The following is a 17390-nucleotide window of genomic DNA, read 5'->3' as shown; positions in this document are numbered from 1 at the left end:
CCTAGGTCAACTCCCACACCGCGGTCACCGAAAAGCTCACCGTCTGCTGGCCCGGTTCTAGCGGCACCATCGTGGCACGCGGCGCCGGCGCGGGCGGCCCACCCGCGGGCGGGATGGCGCTGGACGCCTCCGATATGGACAGCACCTTGCCCAGACGCAGGCCCGACAGTTGAGCGTATTGCTGGGCGCGGTTCTTGGCGTCTTCGAAGGCGCGGGTGCGAGCGTCCTTGACCAGCTGTGAGTCATCCTCGATGGAGTAGCTGACCGAACTTATCCGGGTGGCGTCGCCTCCGGTGTTAATGATGACATCCAGCAGCCGCGACGCGGCATCGGGCGGATGGATCGTAACCTCGATGGCGTTGTCGGCGCGGTAGCCGACGATGGTCGCGGTCGCGCCCGGCTCCGGAGCGCTGTACTGCGGCTGCAGCGATACCTCGGTGGTGCGGATGTCCTTGCGGTCCAACCCGGCACCCACCAGCGCATTGATGACCGCTTGCTGGCGCTCATTGGCCTGGTTCATCGCGCGGGTGACATCGTCCTCGGTGAATTGAATTCCGACATCGGCGGTCAACGTGTCCGGGACGCCTTGGACGTGTCCCGACCCGAGCACCGTTACTTGACGCGGGTTTGCACTGGGCGTCGCCGAGTTAGCTGCAGTATGGGAATCGCATGCCGACAGCGTGGCAACTGCCAAGCCGGCCGCGACGAAACCACCTAACCAGCGGATCACTTTGGTAGCGCTCCTTACCATCGGCATACCCGGAACCCTAACCGCAACGTGCGTCGAGGCCGCGTTCACCGCGAGCGGGTGGGCGCGCGACACGACTGGTTTTCCTTTATTTCGGTGGCTTTCCTTTCGGCACCGCCTGGCCGGGTGGAATCTGCAGCGGGTTACCGGATGCGCGCCGTTCCGGGCGATTCGCGTCGCCGGCGGGCGCCCATCATTCTGCGGAATTCGATTCGGTCAACGTCGCCCATCTGGTCGAGGTGGGGCCGGACCGAGATCGCGCGGACGCGTTTGGTGTCCCTGAAAAACGCCCATCGTGGTTCAGTCCTCACGGAACTCGGACAAAAATATGAGTCGCCGGGAGGTATTCGGCTCCCGCAGTTAGGAATCTGCTCAACCGTTCCAGCGACAGATTCGTGACCATTTCTGGTCTGCGGAAACTATTGGGAGCCGACTGACCCGCAGCCGTTCCAGCGGCCGCTTGCTGGGGTGGCGGGGCACCAAACGGCCGTTATCGTCAGATCTAAATCTGTTGCGAATCAATGGGATAGGCCATCGGTAACCCCGCTGCATGCCGAGCGGCCCCGGACATCGAATCCGCCGCGCCGCGCCGGTCAGGCAACCGATGGGTCGGCGAAGCCGGAATGCCGACGCATCACGGGTGCGTGCACTATAGCGGTAAGAATACAATTCGCTGGAAACTCATATAAAACTCAAACCACAAGAGCTCATAGCATGCTCACATCTGGTTCATAAAATGTGCGTTTTGTCACGACGTTGGTGAATTGTTACCGACCGCGGAGTGAACAGCCTTTGCGGAGGCTGTGTTCCTGACCTGATGCTGGCCTAACGTCTCCGATCGTCTACTTCAGCAACTGAATCCGTTGTTGAAAGTTCCTAATGAAAATAGTGTTTTAGGGAGGAAACAGATGTCGATCGTGTTCGCCCAGCCGGAGATGCTGGATGCGGCTGCGGGGGAACTGCACTCCATTACCGCAGTGGTGCGAGCCGGCAATGCGGCCGCGGCAGCCCCGACCACCGGAGTGGCCCCCGCCGCGGCGGACTTGGTATCCCTGCTGACCGCCGCCCAGTTTGCTCAGCATGGAGAGCTCTATCAGGCCGTGAGCGCCCAAGCAGCGGCGGTCCAAGAGCAGCTTGCTACCACGCTGGGCATAAGCGCTGGTTCGTATGCGGCCACCGAGGCCGCCAACGCCGCATCGATTGGTTAGGGAGGGCCACTCATGCTGGATTTTGCACAGTTACCACCGGAGATCAACTCCGCGCTGATGTATTCGGGCCCCGGTTCCGGGCCGTTGCTGGCCGCAGCCGCGGCCTGGGAGGGGCTGGCCGGCGAGTTACGCACGTCGGCGACCACCTATGGCCAGTTGGTTGAGAGCCTGATCGATGGGCCATGGGTGGGCCCGTCTTCGGCGGCCATGGCGGCCGCCGCGGCGCCGCAAGTGGCGTGGTTGAGCGATACGGCCGGGCAGGCCGAATTCGCGGCCGCGCAAGCCGTGGCGGCCGCGGGTGCCTACGAGGCTGCGTTCGGTGCGACGGTGCCACCACCGGAGATCGCGGCCAACCGGGCGCTGTTGATGGCGCTGCTGGCGACGAACTTCCTTGGCCAGAACACCGCGGCCATCGCGGCCACCGAGGCGCAGTACGCCGAGATGTGGGCGCAGGATGCCACCGCAATGTACGGCTATGCCGGTTCGTCCGCCGCGGCCACGGACCTGACGCCTTTCACCCCGGCGGCCGAAACCGTCAATCAGGCCGGGTTGGCGGCCCAGGGTGCTTCGGTGGCGCAAGCGGTCAACTCGGCGGTAACCACCGATGGCATGTACACGATCAGTCACGCACTGATGGGTCTGGCCGGCCTGACAAATGAGCCGCCCTGGCTTAGTAGCCCAGAGGCATTGATGGAGGCGGTCGGCCTGAGCGGGCACACCTTCAACTCCAACGGCGACGGCATCATCGTGGCCGGAGCGCTGGGCGATATCACCGGGGCGATAACCGGTTCGAGTGAAGTGGATGCCGGTTCGGTGATTGACGGGTTCTCCAAAATGATTTCCCCGACAAGGCTCTTCGCGACCACGTTCCAGACCATCCAAGGCATCGAGCACAACTTCGAGGGGATTGCGAAGTCGGCCGCCGAGAGCGCCGCCAAGGCCGCCGAGGGCGCCGCCAAGGCCCTGCCCGCGGCGCTGCCCGCGCTTCCGACCGCGGGTCTGGGTGGGATCGTCGGCAAGGCGGCCTCGGTTGGTGGGTTGTCGGTTCCCGCGGCTTGGACCGGGACGACCCCGGCGGCCACGCCGGCGGTGTTGACGTCGTTCAATGGCCTTGGGGCCGCTGCTGCGGCCGGCGAGCCCGGGTCGCACGCGGTGGGTGGGTTGCCTGTCATGGGCAGTGGGGCCGGGCGCGGTTTCAATAATTTTGCTGCGCCCCGATACGGCTTCAAGCCGACCGTGATCGCACATCCGCCGGCGGCGGGCTAGCGCGCCACGGCGGGGAGTCGGTTCGACAACCCTGGGGAGGCAGTCAGCTACCGTACCCCCGCCGTAACCTGCCATACCTTATGTATGACCGACCCGCACGTCACGCGCGACATGGCGGGACACTTTGAACCCACGTCCAGACGGTGGCGGACGAGGCGCCTCGTTGGAGGCCGAACACTAGGCCATCCGGCGGGTAACAAGATGGCCCAGATCGGCAGTGCGGTGGGCTCCAGCTGGGCCTAACTCGCGTGCCCTTCGGGGTGACGAGAATCTTGCAGTGCCGTTCGGGGTCGGCGTGGTGGTCAAAGGCCGCGCCGACCTCGTCCAGGTCGTCTTGGGCAGGGCGCGCGGCGCGGGCCAGGGTATCCGGCGGAAACGCAGCCTCTCTGATGCGATGCGCAAACCTGTCGTTTCTGCTCTGCGCTGACACCGTGCCTGTGGCGCGGCGGCCCCGAATGCCGCGCCTACTTGTCCACGACCTTTGCAAGGCGGATTCGGTGCTCGGTGTGCGACACCGTTGGAAGCACCGGCCAACCGTGCCTGGACGCCCGTGCGCCCGGACTCACATCCCTGGGCCGGCCGGGCGAACCTCGATGCCGACGACCGTGCTTGCGGCGTTGTTTCGCGTGATCATATGCCGCATTCGGTGAGGGGCGTTTCGGTGACCGGCGTTATTTACACGAGCCATGGTCGGACGCCATCGCCAAACGGAAATTTTGCAGGACTGATTATTATTCCGCGACCGTGCTGGCCGCATATTGGTGGCGTTGACGGGAATTTAGAATCGAAAGAACTGCGCGCGATAAAATAGATACAGCAAACTACCAAATGCTATCGGAACGCCGACGCCCGTGTCGGAAAACGTGCGGTTAGCGATTGTTGGGCGGCTGTACTGCCCGTGCTGCTCCGCCTACCGGTCCGCTGCTGCCCCCTTCCTGCGTCGACTGCGCACGCACGGCGATCGCACGCCGGTCGGCGAGTACCCCGGATGGCATCGCCGCGGTCCCCTCCTGCCGATCGTCGCCTTGTCGAGTGCGCTATCCGGCACCAGTGACGTGTTCGGCCAATTCCAGGGGGCGGCTCAACTTGGATGGGTCGGTCCGCGGTGCGGATCGTAACGCGCGCCCACTTCCGAGCCCGCAAACTCATATCAAACTCAAACGAAATAGGTCAAGAAATTGAATACCGGTAATCGATCCGGTTAACAACTGGATGTAGCAAATGAATAGTCACGCAGGCAAACGTGAACAAAACGTGTCGCCTCTTGTGTCGCTCATATGCAACTGACCTAACCTCTCGGTGCTCCGCTTTCAGCGACGAGTCGGATCAGAAATTGCTTCCAATGGAAACAATAGCCGGGAGGAAAAGTACATGTCAATTGTTATTGCTCAGCCGGAAATACTGGCTGTGACCGCTGGGGAACTGGAGGCGATCAACGCGGGCGTGCAGGCCGGAAACCTCGCCGCCGCAGCCCCGACTACAGGGGTGGTTCCCGCCGCCGCCGATCTGGTGTCCTTACTGACCGCCGCGCAGTTCGCGGCGCACGCCGAGCTGTTCCAGTCGATCGGTGCGCAGGCCGTCACGGTCCAAGAACAGCTGGCGGCGGTGCTGGGTGTTAGCGCTGGTTCGTATGCGATCACCGAGGCCGCCAACGCCGCATCGATTGGTTAGGGAGGGTCCGTTCATGCTGGATTTCGCGCAGTTGCCACCGGAGATCAACTCCACGCTGATGTACGCCGGACCGGGTTCGGGGCCCATGCTGGCGGCCGCGACCGCTTGGGAGGTACTGGCTTCCGACTTGCTGGCCTCGGCTGCCGCCTATGACGCGTTGGTGACCGGTCTGATCGACGGGCCCTGGGTAGGGCCTTCGGCGGCGGCCATGGCCGCCGCCGCCGCGCCCCAAATCGACTGGCTGCGCGGCACCGCGGTGCAGGCCGAGCAAGCCGCGGCCCAAGCCATGGCGGCGGCCGGTGCCTACGAGGCGGCGTTCGCCGCGACCGTGCCACCCACGGTGGTGGCGGCCAACCGGGCGGTGTTGATGATGTTGCTGGCGACAAACTTCATCGGCCAGAACACGGCGGCGATCGCGGCCACCGAAGCGCAATACGCCGAGATGTGGGCGCAGGACGCGGCGGCCATGTACGGCTATGCGGGCGCGTCGGCATCGGCGTCGGCGCTATCGCCGTTCGACGCGGCGGTGCAAGCGGTGAACCCGGGTGGAGTCGCCAGTCAGCTCGCCTCGGTCACCCAAGCGGTGAATACGGCCGCGATCACGCAGAACCTGTCGGAGATTCCGAAAACACTGTCAAAGATGGCTGGGATCACCAACGAGCCGCCCTGGCTCACGGATCTGCCCGGTGCACTCGGACTCACCGGGCATACCTGGAATTCCAATGGCGACGGAATCATCTTCAACGGTGCGTTGGGCGACATCATGCAGGGCGTGACCGGCTCGGCCGAGGTGGATGCCGGGGTATTTATGGACGCCTTCAACAAGTGGGTTAGTCCTGCTCGCCTTTTGGTCACCCAGTTCAAGGACTACGCGAGCCTCGCGCACGACCTACCGAAGTATGCCCAGGAGGGCGCCGAGGCCGCCGCCAAGGCGGCCAAGGACTTGCCGGCCGCAATTCCGGCGGTGCTTCCGAGCGCGGGCTTGGGTGGTGTCGCCGGAGCGGTCGGCAAGGCGGCCTCGGTTGGTGGGTTGTCGGTTCCCGCGGCTTGGACCGGGACGACCCCGGCGGCCACGCCGGCGGTGTTGACGTCGTTCAATGGCCTTGGGGCCGCTGCTGCGGCCGGCGAGCCCGGGTCGCACGCGGTGGGTGGGTTGCCTGTCATGGGCAGTGGGGCCGGGCGCGGTTTCAATAATTTTGCTGCGCCCCGATACGGCTTCAAGCCGACCGTGATCGCACATCCGCCGGCGGCCGGCTAGCGCGCCACGGCGGGGGAGCGCGGAGGCAGGGGAGTCGGTTTCGACGCAGCGGCGATACGTGGCTTAGGCCGACCAGCCAGCAATTCCGGCTGGGCCTAACCCGCGCCCCCGGGGGTGACCAGAATCTTGCAGTGCCGCTCGGGGTCGGCGAGGTCGTCAAACGCCTCGCCGACCCCATCCAGGCCGACCTCACCGGTAATCAACGGGGCGACATCGATGTCACCGTCGGCCAGGGCGCGCAGCGAGGTGGCGAACTCTTCGGGGCTGTAGGCAAGCACGAACTGCACGCTGATTTCTTTGGCGATGGCGAAGAACGGGTGCACGGTGTCGGGTTGCATGCATACCCCGGCGACGATCAACCTGGTACCCGTAGGTGCCCGGCGAATCGCGTCGTCGATGATCCCGGGCACTCCCACCGCCTCGAAGACCACGCTGGCGTGCACGGCGTGGAACGGCGATCCCTGTGCCGGGTCCAGGGTCTGGTGCGCGCCCATCGCAGCGGCCAGCTCCCGGCGCTTCGGCGAAAAGTCAGATGCCGCAATTGCTTTCACGCCGCGCAGGGCAAGTCCGGCTATGATGGCCAGGCCGATGGGTCCGCAGCCCAGTACCAAAGCGGTCTCGCCCGGCTCGATGTTGGACTTGTTCACCGCATGCAGGCCCACCGCCATGGGTTCGGTCAGGGTGGCATGTTTGAAGTCCAGGCCGTTGGGCACCGGCAACAGCAGTGGCGCCGAGAGCAGCATTCGCTCGGCGTAGCCGCCGACGGTGGTGTTGCTAGAGAAAATCGGTTCCACGCCCTCGGCGGACAGCAACACCGGTATCGAGGTAACCAGCGTTCCCGGTGGATGCGTTTGGGTGTGCGGTCCGGCCTCGAGCACTTCGGCGGTGAACTCGTGACCCAAGAAGACATCTCGGTTCACGTCGAGGTTGGCGCCGCCGCCGGCCAGTTGGCCGCCTAAGGCCGCTACCTCGGCGCCGTGTGCAGCGAAATGCAGGTCCGATCCGCAGATTCCGCACGCACGCACCGCCACCAGCACCTGTCCCGGTCCGGGTACCGGGTCCGGCACGTCGTCCCGGTAGACCATGCGCCCGTTACGCAACACCGAAGCGCGCATCAGCGGTTGCCGTCCTCCTGCTCGGCCACGTGCTCGGTGATGGCCTGGACCACGGCCTGGCCCGCGCGACCGATCAAGTCGTCCCGCCTACCTTTGGCCCAGTCGTGCGAGGCGCGCGGCGCCTCCAGCTGTCCTTTGAAGTAGGGAATCACCTTGCGGGCAAACAGCTCATAGGAATGGAACGTGGCCTGCGGTGCGGCCCAGTCATGGCCGAGTAGCAGCAGGGTTCCGAAGCCACCGGAGCGGTCCAACAGGTCTTCGATGTGTGCGATCGCCTCGTCAGGCGTGCCGATACAACAATTTCCTGCGGCCGCGTACTCCTCGACGAACTGTCGGGATGTGTGGGTGCCCGCGTCTATGGTGTTGGACAGCGGGACGAATCCGGCGGCTCCGAAATATTTCGAGAAGTCGGGCAGCCCGTAGGTGCAATCGTCGAGCGCTTGGTCGCGGGTATCGGACAAATGCATGATGGAAAGCACGCGCCAGTCGCCGCGATCGGGATCATCCCGGCCAACTTTGGCGGCCTGCTCGCACACCACCTGCCAGGTGTTCTCGAGTGCCGCGTAGCCGCCCGGCACCGACATCGACAGCGACAGCAGCGACGTGCCCAGCGCGCCGGCCAGGCGTGGCCCGGACGGGGAAATCATTGCCGCGGTTGATATCTCTGGATACGGGCAGGTATACGGCCGGATGTGGAGTTGCGCGTCGCGCAGGGTGAACCAATCGGAGTGACGGTCGATCCGCTCACCGGGTGCGGCGCGCAACAGGGCGAGGATCGCTTCCAGGGACTCCTGCATCATCCGGCGCTGGTCAACCGGATCGATGCCCATCATGAAAGCATCCGATGGCAGTGCGCCGGGGCCGGCGCCGAACATGACTCGGCCACGGGTCAGATGATCCAGCAGCACCCAGCGGTCGGCCACCATCAGCGGATGATGGTAGGGCAGCGACACCACACCGGTGCCCAGCCGGATGTGCTTGGTCCGTTCGGCCGCGGCCGCAATGAAGACCTCGGGACAGGCGATCAATTCGTAGCCGCCGGAATGGTGCTCGCCGAACCAGGCTTCATCGTACCCGAGACGGTCCAATGCAACGACGCGATCCATGTCGTATTCCAGTGCGACCGTTGGGGATTGGCCGGTAGGATGAAACGGCGTGATGAAAACACCGAAGCGCAGTGGCCGGCTCGTCACCATTGCACTTCCTCGAGGAACTCGAGCAGCGTGGCGTTCACCTCGTCGGGCCGCTCCTGTTGCAGCCAGTGCCCGGCGCCCTCGATCATCACTTCGCGGTAGGGGCCGTTGATCACCTCCGAAGCGCGGTCCGTGCCGGTGAACGACAGCACCGGATCGGCGGCTCCGGCGATAAACAACGACGGCACCGCGATGGTGGCGCCGGCGAGTTCGGCCGTGGTTTCCCAGTTGCGGTCGAAATTGCGATACCAATTGAGCCCGCCGGTAAAACCGGTGCGGGTGAACTCGCTGATGTAGTGGTCCAGTTCGTCCCGGCTGATCCAGGCCGGCAGTGTGTCCGGCTCCGGGAGCCGGTCGATGAGGCCCTCCGGGCCGGGGGCCATCATCCGCAACGCGGCGCCCTGGTCGCCGGGCAGTTGCAAGCTGCCGAACATGCGGCGCATGGTGCGGGCGGGGTCGTCATCGAGTTCGGCGTCGGCGATGCCCGGTTCCTGGAAGTGCAGGATGTAGAAGAAGGTCTCCCCAAACTTCGCCCGGAATGCCTGTGTCGGCGGCACGTGCCCCCGCGGCAGCGCCGGGACGCTGAGACCGGCGACCGCGGCGACCCGGTCCGGATGCAGCAGGGGCGCATTCCACACCACGACCGCACCCCAGTCGTGGCCGACCCAGACAGCGCGCTCCGAGCCGACGTCGTCGAGCAGCCCCACCAGGTCCGCCGTGAGCTGGTGAATGTCGTAGTCGGCGATCGCCTCGGGCCTCGATGAGCCGCCATAACCACGTTGATCGGGCGCTAGCACGTGATAGCCGGCATCGACGAGGGCTGGTATCTGGTGCCGCCATGAATAGGCCAGTTCGGGAAATCCGTGGGCCAGTATCACCGTGGGTGCACCCCGGTCCCCGGCCTCGATCACGCGCAGCTGCACACCGTTGGTATCGACTAACCGTTCGGCTGACAACGCCACCGTCTCACCAAATCACAACGAGGCAGGGCTGAGAAGGGGGTGTTGCTCGGTACCGCGGGCGCCCCGATGGGAAGGTTGGGGTCACCTTTTGCTGCTGGGCTCGTGTAGTTGTGTGACGCTCACCTCGGAGGGTTTGCCGTATTACTGCAACCATCCGGAACTACCGGTCGTTGTCTGAGCGATACGGTGGCTATCCGCTGCGCCCGGGATTCCCCGGGCTGGCGCTAGCCACGAGCGGTAGCCTTGACATTTCCAGCTGCGTATTTGGAAGGACCTGGCCAGCACGGCCGATGATTGATGAACCGAAAAAACGTGATCCGCACCATCACGGCCATCGCCGTTGTGGTGCTGCTTGGGTGGTCGTTCTTTTACTTCAGTGACGACACTCGTGGTTACAAACCAGTCGATACCTCGGTGGCCATGTCGCAGATAAACAGCGACAACGTCAAGAGCGCGCAGATCGACGACCGCGAGCAACAGTTACGGCTGGTCCTGAAGAAGGGCGACAAAGAAACCGACGGATCCGACAAGGTCATCACCAAGTACCCCACCGGCTACGCCGTCGACCTGTTCAACGCGCTGAGCGCTAAGAACGCCAAGATCAGCACGGTAGTCAATCAGGGCAGCATTCTTGGTGAGCTGCTGGTTTACGTGCTGCCGCTGTTGTTGCTGGTCGGCCTGTTCGTGATGTTTTCCCGCATGCAGGGCGGAGCGCGGATGGGTTTCGGTTTCGGTAAGTCCCGCGCCAAACAGCTGTCCAAGGACATGCCCAAGACCACCTTTGCCGATGTCGCGGGCGTGGACGAAGCGGTCGAGGAACTCTACGAGATCAAGGACTTCCTGCAGAATCCATCGCGCTATCAGGCGCTCGGCGCCAAGATTCCCAAAGGCGTGCTGCTGTACGGGCCGCCGGGAACCGGCAAAACGCTGCTGGCCCGCGCCGTGGCCGGCGAAGCGGGGGTGCCGTTCTTCACCATCTCCGGGTCCGACTTCGTCGAAATGTTCGTCGGGGTCGGCGCCTCGCGCGTCCGTGATCTGTTCGAGCAGGCCAAACAGAACAGCCCCTGCATCATCTTCGTCGACGAGATCGATGCGGTTGGCCGACAGCGTGGCGCCGGACTGGGTGGCGGCCACGACGAACGTGAGCAGACCCTGAACCAACTCCTGGTCGAGATGGACGGCTTTGGCGATCGGGCCGGGGTAATCCTGATCGCGGCCACCAACCGGCCCGACATCCTGGACCCGGCGCTGCTGCGGCCCGGCCGTTTCGACCGGCAGATTCCGGTCACCAATCCCGACCTGGCGGGCCGTCGCGCGGTGCTGCGGGTGCATTCCAAGGGCAAGCCGATGGCGCCGGATGCCGACCTCGACGGACTGGCCAAGCGGACCGTCGGCATGACGGGTGCTGACCTGGCCAATGTCATCAACGAGGCGGCGCTGCTCACCGCCAGGGAAAACGGCACCGTCGTCACCGGCCCGGCCCTGGAAGAGGCGGTGGACCGGGTGATCGGCGGCCCGCGCCGCAAGGGGCGGATCATCAGCGAGCAGGAGAAGAAGATCACCGCCTACCACGAGGGTGGACACACCCTGGCGGCCTGGGCGATGCCGGATATCGATCCCGTCTACAAGGTCACGATCCTGGCCCGGGGGCGCACCGGTGGTCACGCCGTGGCGGTGCCCGAGGAGGACAAGGGGCTGCGGACCCGGTCGGAGATGATCGCGCAGCTGGTGTTTGCCATGGGTGGGCGCGCCGCCGAGGAACTGGTATTCCGCGAGCCGACCACGGGCGCGGTGTCCGATATTGAGCAGGCGACCAAGGTTGCCCGGGCGATGGTCACCGAATACGGCATGAGTGCCCGGCTCGGCGCGGTCAAGTATGGGACCGAACACGGCGACCCGTTCCTGGGCCGCTCGATGGGCACGCAGTCGGACTACTCCCACGAGGTCGCCCGCGAGATCGACGAAGAAGTCCGCAAGCTGATCGAGGCGGCCCACACCGAAGCGTGGGAGATTCTCACCGAATACCGCGACGTGCTCGACACGCTCGCGGGCGAGCTGCTGGAAAAGGAAACCCTGCACCGGCCCGAGCTGGAGGCGATCTTCGGCAACGTCGAGAAACGTCCCCGGCTCACCATGTTCGACGATTTCGGCGGGCGGATTCCGTCGGATAAGCCGCCGATCAAGACGCCGGGCGAACTGGCTATCGAACGCGGAGAACCCTGGCCCCCGCCGCTCCCCGAGCCGGCGTTCAAGGAGGCCATTGCTCGAGCCACCCGAGCGGCCGAGGCAGCCCAGGCCACGCAGTCGGAGACTGACGGCGCCAACCGTGGCGCCAATGGATCGCACGGCGCGGACGGGTCCCGCACCGGCTACCAGCCGGATTACGGCGCGCCGGCGGGCTGGCACGCACCCGGATGGCCGCCGCCGTCGTCGAATCGACCTCAGCTGAGCCACCCGCCGGCTGATCAATCCGTATCGGATACCGATGAATCCTCCGAGCGGGAGGACAGCAACGTCAGTCGGTCCAATCCGCCTGCCCACGGCTGACGAAACGGAGAACTCTCGATGACCCAGCTGGATTCCGCCACCGAGCCTCGGGTTTTCGACCAGGAGCGCGTCGAGGCCGCCGTCCGCGAATTGTTGTCTGCGATCGGGGAAGATCCGAACCGGGGTGGCTTGCGAGACACTCCTGCGCGCGTGGCACGCGCATATCGGGAGATCTTCGCCGGGCTCTATACCGACCCCGACACGGTGCTCAGCGCCATGTTTGACGAGGAGCACGATGAGCTGGTGCTGGTCAAGGAGATTCCCTTGTACTCGACCTGCGAACACCATCTGGTGTCGTTCCACGGGGTGGCGCACGTTGGCTATATCCCCGGCAGGGACGGCCGGGTGACCGGGCTGTCAAAGATCGCTCGTCTGGTGGACCTCTATGCCAAGCGGCCGCAGGTGCAGGAGCGGCTCACCAGCCAGATCGCCGACGCCCTGGTAAAGAGGCTCGAGCCACGCGGGGTGATCGTCGTGGTCGAAGCCGAGCACCTGTGCATGGCGATGCGCGGGGTACGGAAGCCGGGCGCTATCACGACGACGTCGGCGGTACGTGGTCAGTTCAAGACCGATGCCGCTTCTCGAGCCGAAGCGCTGGACCTCATCCTGCGTAAGTGAGTCCGCCGCCCGTGCAGGTTATGGGGGTTTTGAACGTCACCGACGACTCGTTCTCGGATGGCGGTCGCTACTTCGATACGGCGGATGCCGTTGGACATGGCCTGGCGCTGGCTGCCGATGGCGCCGCGATCGTGGATGTCGGGGGGGAGTCGACTCGGCCCGGCGCCACCCGGATAGACCCGCAGGTCGAGATGTCTCGTGTCATACCCGTCGTTAAAGAGCTTGCCGCACAAGGCATCAACGTCAGTATCGACACTGTGAACGCCGACGTGGCGCGGTCGGCGCTGGAAAGCGGTGCGCAACTCGTCAATGACGTGTCCGGGGGACGGGCCGATCCGGCTATGGCGCCGCTGGTGGCTGACGCCGGTGTGCGATGGGTGTTGATGCATTGGCGGCCGGTGTCGGCGGCCAACCCACACGCCGTGCCCGCCTACCACGATGTGGTGGCCGAGGTACGTGCCGACCTGCTGGCCAGCGTTGACGATGCGCTGGCCGCGGGCGTCGACCCGGCGAAACTGGTGATCGATCCCGGGCTCGGGTTCGCCAAGACAGCACAACACAATTGGGCGCTGCTGCAGGCCCTGCCGGAGTTGATCGCCACTGGGTTGCCCGTGCTGCTCGGCGCGTCACGCAAACGGTTCCTTGGGGCGCTGCTGGCCGGTCAGGATGGGGCGCTGCGACCGCCGGACGGGCGTGAGACCGCGACCGCGGTGATTTCCGCGCTTGCGGCGTTGCATGGCGCCTGGGGTGTGCGGGTGCACGATGTGCGCGCGTCCGTCGATGCGCTCAAGGTCGTCGAAGCGTGGCAAGCGGAAGGGAACAAGCCTCATGGCTGACCGAATTGAGTTGCGCGGCTTGTCTGTTCATGGACGGCATGGGGTTTACGACCATGAACGTGTCGCTGGTCAGCAATTTGTCGTCGATATCACGATGTGGATCGATCTGGTCGACGCTGCCCGCAGCGACGACCTGGCCGACAGCTATGACTACGCCGCCCTGGCCCAGCGCGCCGCCGAGATCGTCGCCGGGCCTCCCCGTAACCTGATCGAGACGGTCGGCGCCGAGATCGCCGATGAGGTGATGGCGGACCACCGAGTGCACGCCGTGGAGGTCGTCGTACATAAACCCCATGCGCCCATCCCGCAACCGTTTACCGACGTCGCGGTGGTGACCCGGCGGTCGCGGCGCGGTGGACGCGGCTCGGTGATCCCTGCCGGTGGGGCGGTATGACCACGGTGGTGCTGTCGGTCGGCTCGAACCTGGGTGACCGCCTGGCCCATCTGCGATCGGTCGTCGATGGGCTCGGTGATGCGTTGGTCGCGGCCTCCGGGGTGTATGAGACCGAACCGTGGGGCAACGTGCGCCAGGGGCCGTTTCTCAACGCGGTGCTCCTCGCCGACGACCCGGCTCGCGACGGTCATGCCTGGTTGCGGCGGGCTCAGGATTTTGAGCGGGCCGCGCGACGGGTGCGTGACCAGCGGTGGGGTCCGCGGACCCTCGACGTCGACGTGGTCGCCTGCTACCACGTCGGGCCCCGGGGCCGCGTCGACGTGGTTTGCGGTGATGGCACCCTGACGTTGCCGCACCCACAGGCGCACCTGCGGGCTTTCGTGATGGTCCCGTGGCTTGACGTCGATCCCGCCGCCGAGTTGACGCTGCCCGAGGGACCCCGTCCCGTCGCCCAGCTGCTGGCCGAGTTGGATCCGGCCGAGCGGGAAGGCGTGCGACCAACCCGATTGACGTTGGAGAGCTAATGGGGCCCACCCGCAAGCGTGACCTGGTGGCCGCGGCGATAGCCGCGGCCGTGGTCGGTTATCCGCTGGTCGTGATGCTATTTCGCTGGTTCCCCGAGATCACGGTATGGACCGGTCTGTCGCTATTGGCAGTGGCCGTTGCAGAGGCACTGTGGGCGCGCTACGTGCGAGCCAAGATCAACGATGGCGAGATTGGTGACGGGTCGGGTCGGCTGCACCCGCTCGCGGTGGCGCGCAGCTTAGTGGTTGCCAAGGCGTCGGCTTGGGTGGGTGCGCTGGTGCTGGGTTGGTGGATCGGGGTATTGGTGTACCTGCTGCCGCGGCGGTCTTGGCTGCGGGTAGCCAACGAAGACACCGCGGGCACCCTGGTGGCGGCCGGTAGCGCGCTGGCTTTGGTGGTTGCCGCGCTGTGGCTGCAGCATTGCTGCAAGTCCCCGCAGGACCCCAGCGAGCGTGGCGAGGGCGCGGAACCCTAGCCGGGTTTGGTCGCCTCGCTTGTCGAGGTTGCTGGCTGCGATACGGCCGCAGAAACGGGGCCGGTACGTCGCCTAGCCGACTCGACGGGAGAATCGCCGGACCAGCGCGACACGCTGATGGACATCACCCAGGTACAGTCAGGCCATGACCGTTCTGTCCCGCGGCGCCCGGGTCCGGCGCGGCGGCCGCAGGCCGGGTTGGGTGCTCTTAACGACGTTGCTGGTCCTTGCAATCGGGGCCAGTTCTGCGCTGGTTTTCACCAATCGTGTGGAACTGCTGAAACTGGCCGTGATCTTGGCGCTGTGGGCCGCAGTGGCCGGTGCGTTTGTGTCCGTGGTGTACCGCCGGCAGGCTGACGCCGATCAGGCGCGGGCACGCGATATGAAGCTGGTGTATGACCTTCAGTTGGATCGCGAAATCGCGGCCCGCCGGGAGTACGAGTTGACGGTGGAGTCGCAGCTGCGCCGGGAACTCGCGGTCGAGCTGCGGGGTGCTGCCGCCGACGAGGTGGCGGCGCTACGTGCCGAACTTTCGGCGCTGCGAACGAGCCTGGAGATCTTGTTCGACGCCGACCTCGAGCACCGTCCCGCGTTGGAGACCGTCGACAAAGAGGCACACATCGCCCGCGCGGTGGCCGATCGCATCCGCACCGGCGAGAGCCAGATCGCGGACTGGCTATCCAGTGATTCCGTGCCGATGGGCCGCCATGGCGAAAGCACTGGCCGAGCCGAGGAGGCGATCATCGACGTCCCTGAGGTGGGGGTGTTGCCCTCAGACGAGCGGGTGGGGACGTCGCCGTTTGGTGCTGCGGCGGGCATGTCAACCGGTGGTCGAGAATCCTTGTTGGCGCAACCGCCGGCCGGCCACTTCGATGGGGAACACCCGGGGGAGCGGGACCGGATGCGTTATGACGCGGAGCCGGCACAACCCGATCTACGATACGAGCCTCGCCATCGCCCGCCGCCGTCCCCCGCACCTCCCCCCGCGGCTGGGTCACCAGGCCCTGCGCCGCAAACCGATCCGTCGGCACTGCGACCGGCCGCCGCGGACGGACAGTGGTGGCTTCCTGGAGCGCCCGGCAACCACTGGGCGTCGGAGGACTTTGGTGCGCGCTCGCCGGCGCCACCCTCGGGCCGCAGGCGGCGTGCCCGGCACTCCAGCCCGGAGGAGGAGCACGGCGACTTCGGCGCGGGTCAGGTCGAGGTGCCGGGAGAATTTGGCGGTCGCCGGTCGCGGTCTCGCCATGCGGCGGACTACCGCCAGTATGGTGTCGGAACCCCGGGCGCCGACTCGGCCGCCGGTGGCCCGCACGGCGCTGAACCTCCGCCGCCCACCCCACCTGCGGGCCCTCCGCCACCGCGGCTGGCGACCCCGCCGGCGCCTGAGCCCGCTGCCCGGCACCGCAGTCCGGATTCGGAATTCGACGACACGTCACCCACCCATGACCCTGACTCGCACAGCGGTGGTCAGTCTGTCGCGGACCTCATGGCGCGGCTGCAGGTCGAGCCGTCGGGGGGAGGCCGGCGTCGTCGCCGCGACGGTTGATTTGGGTCTGGGGCACACCGATCGACTACAGTCTTAGTGACCGTCCGGTACCCACACATCGAGGGACTGGAACGAACTAAGAACCTGTGAGGTCGTCTGCGATGGTGCAGTTCGACGGTTTGCGCCCGGCCAGGCTCAAGGTGGGGATCATCTCCGCCGGCCGGGTGGGCACCGCGTTGGGAGTTGCGCTCGAGCGCGCCGATCATGTTGTGGTGGCGTGCAGCGCGATCTCGCGCGCGTCGCTGCAGCGGGCGCAGCGCCGGCTGCCCGATACCCCGGTGTTGCCGCCGCAAGATGTGGCCGCCGGAGCCGAATTGCTGCTGTTGGCGGTGACTGACAGCGAGTTGGCGAGTCTGGTATCCGGATTGGCCGCCACGTCCGCGGTGCGCCCGGGAACGATAGTGGCGCACACGTCCGGTGCCAACGGCATTGGGATTCTGGCACCGCTGACCCAGCAGGGCTGCGTACCACTGGCCATCCACCCGGCAATGACCTTCACCGGGTCCGACGAAGACATCAGCCGGCTACCGGACACCTGTTTCGGAGTGACCGCGTCCGACGACGTCGGGTATGCGATTGCCCAATCGCTGGTGCTCGAAATGGGTGGGGAGCCGTTTTGCGTGCGAGAGGACGCACGCATCCTCTACCACGCCGCGTTGGCCCATGCCAGCAATCATCTCGTGACGGTGCTCGCCGACGCTTTGGAGGCGTTGCGTGCCGCGCTGCGGGGGCAGGAGCTACTCGGCCAACAGCGCGTTGACAACCAGCCGGGCGGGATCGCCGAACGCATCGTCGGGCCCTTGGCCCGGGCGGCGCTGGAGAACACGCTGCAGCGTGGGCAGGCGGCGCTGACGGGTCCGATTGCTCGCGGTGACGCGGCCGCGGTTGCCGGGCATCTGGCCGCGCTGATGCAGCTAGACCCACAGCTGGCCAACGCATATCGGGTGAATGCGCTGCGGACCGCTCAGCGGTCCCACGCGCCCTCGGACGTCGTCGAGGTGTTGGCGCCATGAACACTACCAACGCGA

General features: G+C 65.9%; 16 protein-coding genes. 12 read left to right on the top strand and 4 right to left on the bottom strand.

The window, feature by feature from the left end:
• Position 1 precedes the first annotated feature (1 nt).
• The gene (locus MB901379_RS21900) at positions 2-757 is read right to left on the bottom strand and encodes an SIMPL domain-containing protein (protein WP_158018522.1); all 756 of its coding nucleotides are present in this window, start codon (positions 755-757) and stop codon (positions 2-4) included.
• Between the two features lie 899 nt (positions 758-1656).
• Between MB901379_RS21900 and MB901379_RS21895 the strand changes: the two genes are divergently transcribed.
• From MB901379_RS21895 to MB901379_RS21880, 4 genes are all read left to right on the top strand, one after another.
• Entirely contained in the window at positions 1657-1956 is a 300-nt protein-coding gene (locus MB901379_RS21895; protein WP_158018521.1) for a PE family protein, read from the top strand.
• 12 nt (positions 1957-1968) lie between these two features.
• Positions 1969-3222 carry a PPE family protein gene (locus MB901379_RS21890; protein WP_232021936.1) on the top strand — a complete coding sequence of 418 codons (1254 nt, stop codon included), beginning with the start codon at positions 1969-1971 and terminating at the stop codon, positions 3220-3222.
• 1371 nt (positions 3223-4593) lie between these two features.
• On the top strand, positions 4594-4893 hold the full coding sequence (locus tag MB901379_RS21885; RefSeq protein ID WP_158018520.1) for a PE family protein: 300 nt from the start codon (positions 4594-4596) through the stop codon (positions 4891-4893).
• A gap of 13 nt (positions 4894-4906) precedes the next feature.
• On the top strand, positions 4907-6151 hold the full coding sequence (locus tag MB901379_RS21880) for a PPE family protein (RefSeq protein ID WP_158018519.1): 1245 nt from the start codon (positions 4907-4909) through the stop codon (positions 6149-6151).
• Positions 6152-6246: 95 nt separating this feature from the next.
• On the opposite strand, the gene MB901379_RS21875 is transcribed toward MB901379_RS21880, so the two are convergent.
• From MB901379_RS21875 to MB901379_RS21865, 3 genes are read right to left on the bottom strand one after another with little or no spacing between them, the layout of a single operon-like run.
• Entirely contained in the window at positions 6247-7266 is a 1020-nt protein-coding gene (locus tag MB901379_RS21875; RefSeq protein WP_158018518.1) for a zinc-binding dehydrogenase, read from the bottom strand.
• Positions 7266-8462 carry an LLM class flavin-dependent oxidoreductase gene (locus MB901379_RS21870; RefSeq protein ID WP_158018517.1) on the bottom strand — a complete coding sequence of 399 codons (1197 nt, stop codon included), beginning with the start codon at positions 8460-8462 and terminating at the stop codon, positions 7266-7268. Before MB901379_RS21870 ends, MB901379_RS21875 begins: the two co-directional genes overlap by 1 nt.
• Complete coding sequence (locus tag MB901379_RS21865) at positions 8456-9421, bottom strand: alpha/beta fold hydrolase (RefSeq protein ID WP_158018516.1); 966 nt, start codon at positions 9419-9421, stop codon at positions 8456-8458. Before MB901379_RS21865 ends, MB901379_RS21870 begins: the two co-directional genes overlap by 7 nt.
• A gap of 297 nt (positions 9422-9718) precedes the next feature.
• Between MB901379_RS21865 and ftsH the strand changes: the two genes are divergently transcribed.
• The 8 genes from ftsH (at position 9719) to MB901379_RS21825 (ending at position 17375) form a co-directional block, all read left to right on the top strand.
• Positions 9719-11968, top strand: a complete 2250-nt coding sequence (gene ftsH, locus MB901379_RS21860; protein WP_158018515.1) for an ATP-dependent zinc metalloprotease FtsH — start codon at positions 9719-9721, stop codon at positions 11966-11968.
• 18 nt (positions 11969-11986) lie between these two features.
• Positions 11987-12586, top strand: a complete 600-nt coding sequence (folE, locus tag MB901379_RS21855; protein ID WP_158018514.1) for a GTP cyclohydrolase I FolE — start codon at positions 11987-11989, stop codon at positions 12584-12586.
• On the top strand, positions 12583-13422 hold the full coding sequence (folP, locus tag MB901379_RS21850; protein ID WP_158018513.1) for a dihydropteroate synthase: 840 nt from the start codon (positions 12583-12585) through the stop codon (positions 13420-13422). The genes folE and folP overlap by 4 nt, the downstream gene beginning before the upstream one ends.
• On the top strand, positions 13415-13816 hold the full coding sequence (folB, locus tag MB901379_RS21845; RefSeq protein WP_158018512.1) for a dihydroneopterin aldolase: 402 nt from the start codon (positions 13415-13417) through the stop codon (positions 13814-13816). The genes folP and folB overlap by 8 nt, the downstream gene beginning before the upstream one ends.
• Positions 13813-14340, top strand: coding sequence for a 2-amino-4-hydroxy-6-hydroxymethyldihydropteridine diphosphokinase (gene folK / locus MB901379_RS21840; RefSeq protein WP_158018511.1), 528 nt, complete (start codon positions 13813-13815; stop codon positions 14338-14340). Before folB ends, folK begins: the two co-directional genes overlap by 4 nt.
• Positions 14340-14816 carry a DUF3180 domain-containing protein gene (locus tag MB901379_RS21835; RefSeq protein ID WP_158018510.1) on the top strand — a complete coding sequence of 159 codons (477 nt, stop codon included), beginning with the start codon at positions 14340-14342 and terminating at the stop codon, positions 14814-14816. Before folK ends, MB901379_RS21835 begins: the two co-directional genes overlap by 1 nt.
• A 145-nt stretch (positions 14817-14961) precedes the next feature.
• Positions 14962-16362 (top strand): DUF6779 domain-containing protein, encoded by a 1401-nt coding sequence (locus MB901379_RS21830; protein WP_158018509.1) that lies wholly within the window; start codon positions 14962-14964, stop codon positions 16360-16362.
• Positions 16363-16463: 101 nt separating this feature from the next.
• Positions 16464-17375 carry a Rossmann-like and DUF2520 domain-containing protein gene (locus tag MB901379_RS21825; protein ID WP_158018508.1) on the top strand — a complete coding sequence of 304 codons (912 nt, stop codon included), beginning with the start codon at positions 16464-16466 and terminating at the stop codon, positions 17373-17375.
• The last annotated feature ends 15 nt before the right edge of the window (positions 17376-17390 follow it).

This window comes from Mycobacterium basiliense (genome assembly GCF_900292015.1).
Classification (GTDB): domain Bacteria; phylum Actinomycetota; class Actinomycetes; order Mycobacteriales; family Mycobacteriaceae; genus Mycobacterium; species Mycobacterium basiliense.
Note: the sequence above shows the minus strand (reverse complement) of the source record. Positions and strands in the feature narration are given on the sequence as shown.

Coding starts and splice junctions, on each gene's coding strand:
- MB901379_RS21885 (WP_158018520.1), top strand. CDS start 4,594: ATGTCAATTGTTATTGCTCAGCCGGAAATACTGGCTGTGACCGCTGGG.
- MB901379_RS21835 (WP_158018510.1), top strand. CDS start 14,340: ATGGGGCCCACCCGCAAGCGTGACCTGGTGGCCGCGGCGATAGCCGCG.
- ftsH (WP_158018515.1), top strand. CDS start 9,719: ATGAACCGAAAAAACGTGATCCGCACCATCACGGCCATCGCCGTTGTG.
- MB901379_RS21895 (WP_158018521.1), top strand. CDS start 1,657: ATGTCGATCGTGTTCGCCCAGCCGGAGATGCTGGATGCGGCTGCGGGG.
- MB901379_RS21900 (WP_158018522.1), bottom strand. CDS start 757: ATGCCGATGGTAAGGAGCGCTACCAAAGTGATCCGCTGGTTAGGTGGT.
- MB901379_RS21875 (WP_158018518.1), bottom strand. CDS start 7,266: ATGCGCGCTTCGGTGTTGCGTAACGGGCGCATGGTCTACCGGGACGAC.
- folB (WP_158018512.1), top strand. CDS start 13,415: ATGGCTGACCGAATTGAGTTGCGCGGCTTGTCTGTTCATGGACGGCAT.
- folE (WP_158018514.1), top strand. CDS start 11,987: ATGACCCAGCTGGATTCCGCCACCGAGCCTCGGGTTTTCGACCAGGAG.
- MB901379_RS21830 (WP_158018509.1), top strand. CDS start 14,962: ATGACCGTTCTGTCCCGCGGCGCCCGGGTCCGGCGCGGCGGCCGCAGG.
- folK (WP_158018511.1), top strand. CDS start 13,813: ATGACCACGGTGGTGCTGTCGGTCGGCTCGAACCTGGGTGACCGCCTG.
- MB901379_RS21870 (WP_158018517.1), bottom strand. CDS start 8,462: ATGGTGACGAGCCGGCCACTGCGCTTCGGTGTTTTCATCACGCCGTTT.
- MB901379_RS21880 (WP_158018519.1), top strand. CDS start 4,907: ATGCTGGATTTCGCGCAGTTGCCACCGGAGATCAACTCCACGCTGATG.
- MB901379_RS21890 (WP_232021936.1), top strand. CDS start 1,969: ATGCTGGATTTTGCACAGTTACCACCGGAGATCAACTCCGCGCTGATG.
- MB901379_RS21825 (WP_158018508.1), top strand. CDS start 16,464: ATGGTGCAGTTCGACGGTTTGCGCCCGGCCAGGCTCAAGGTGGGGATC.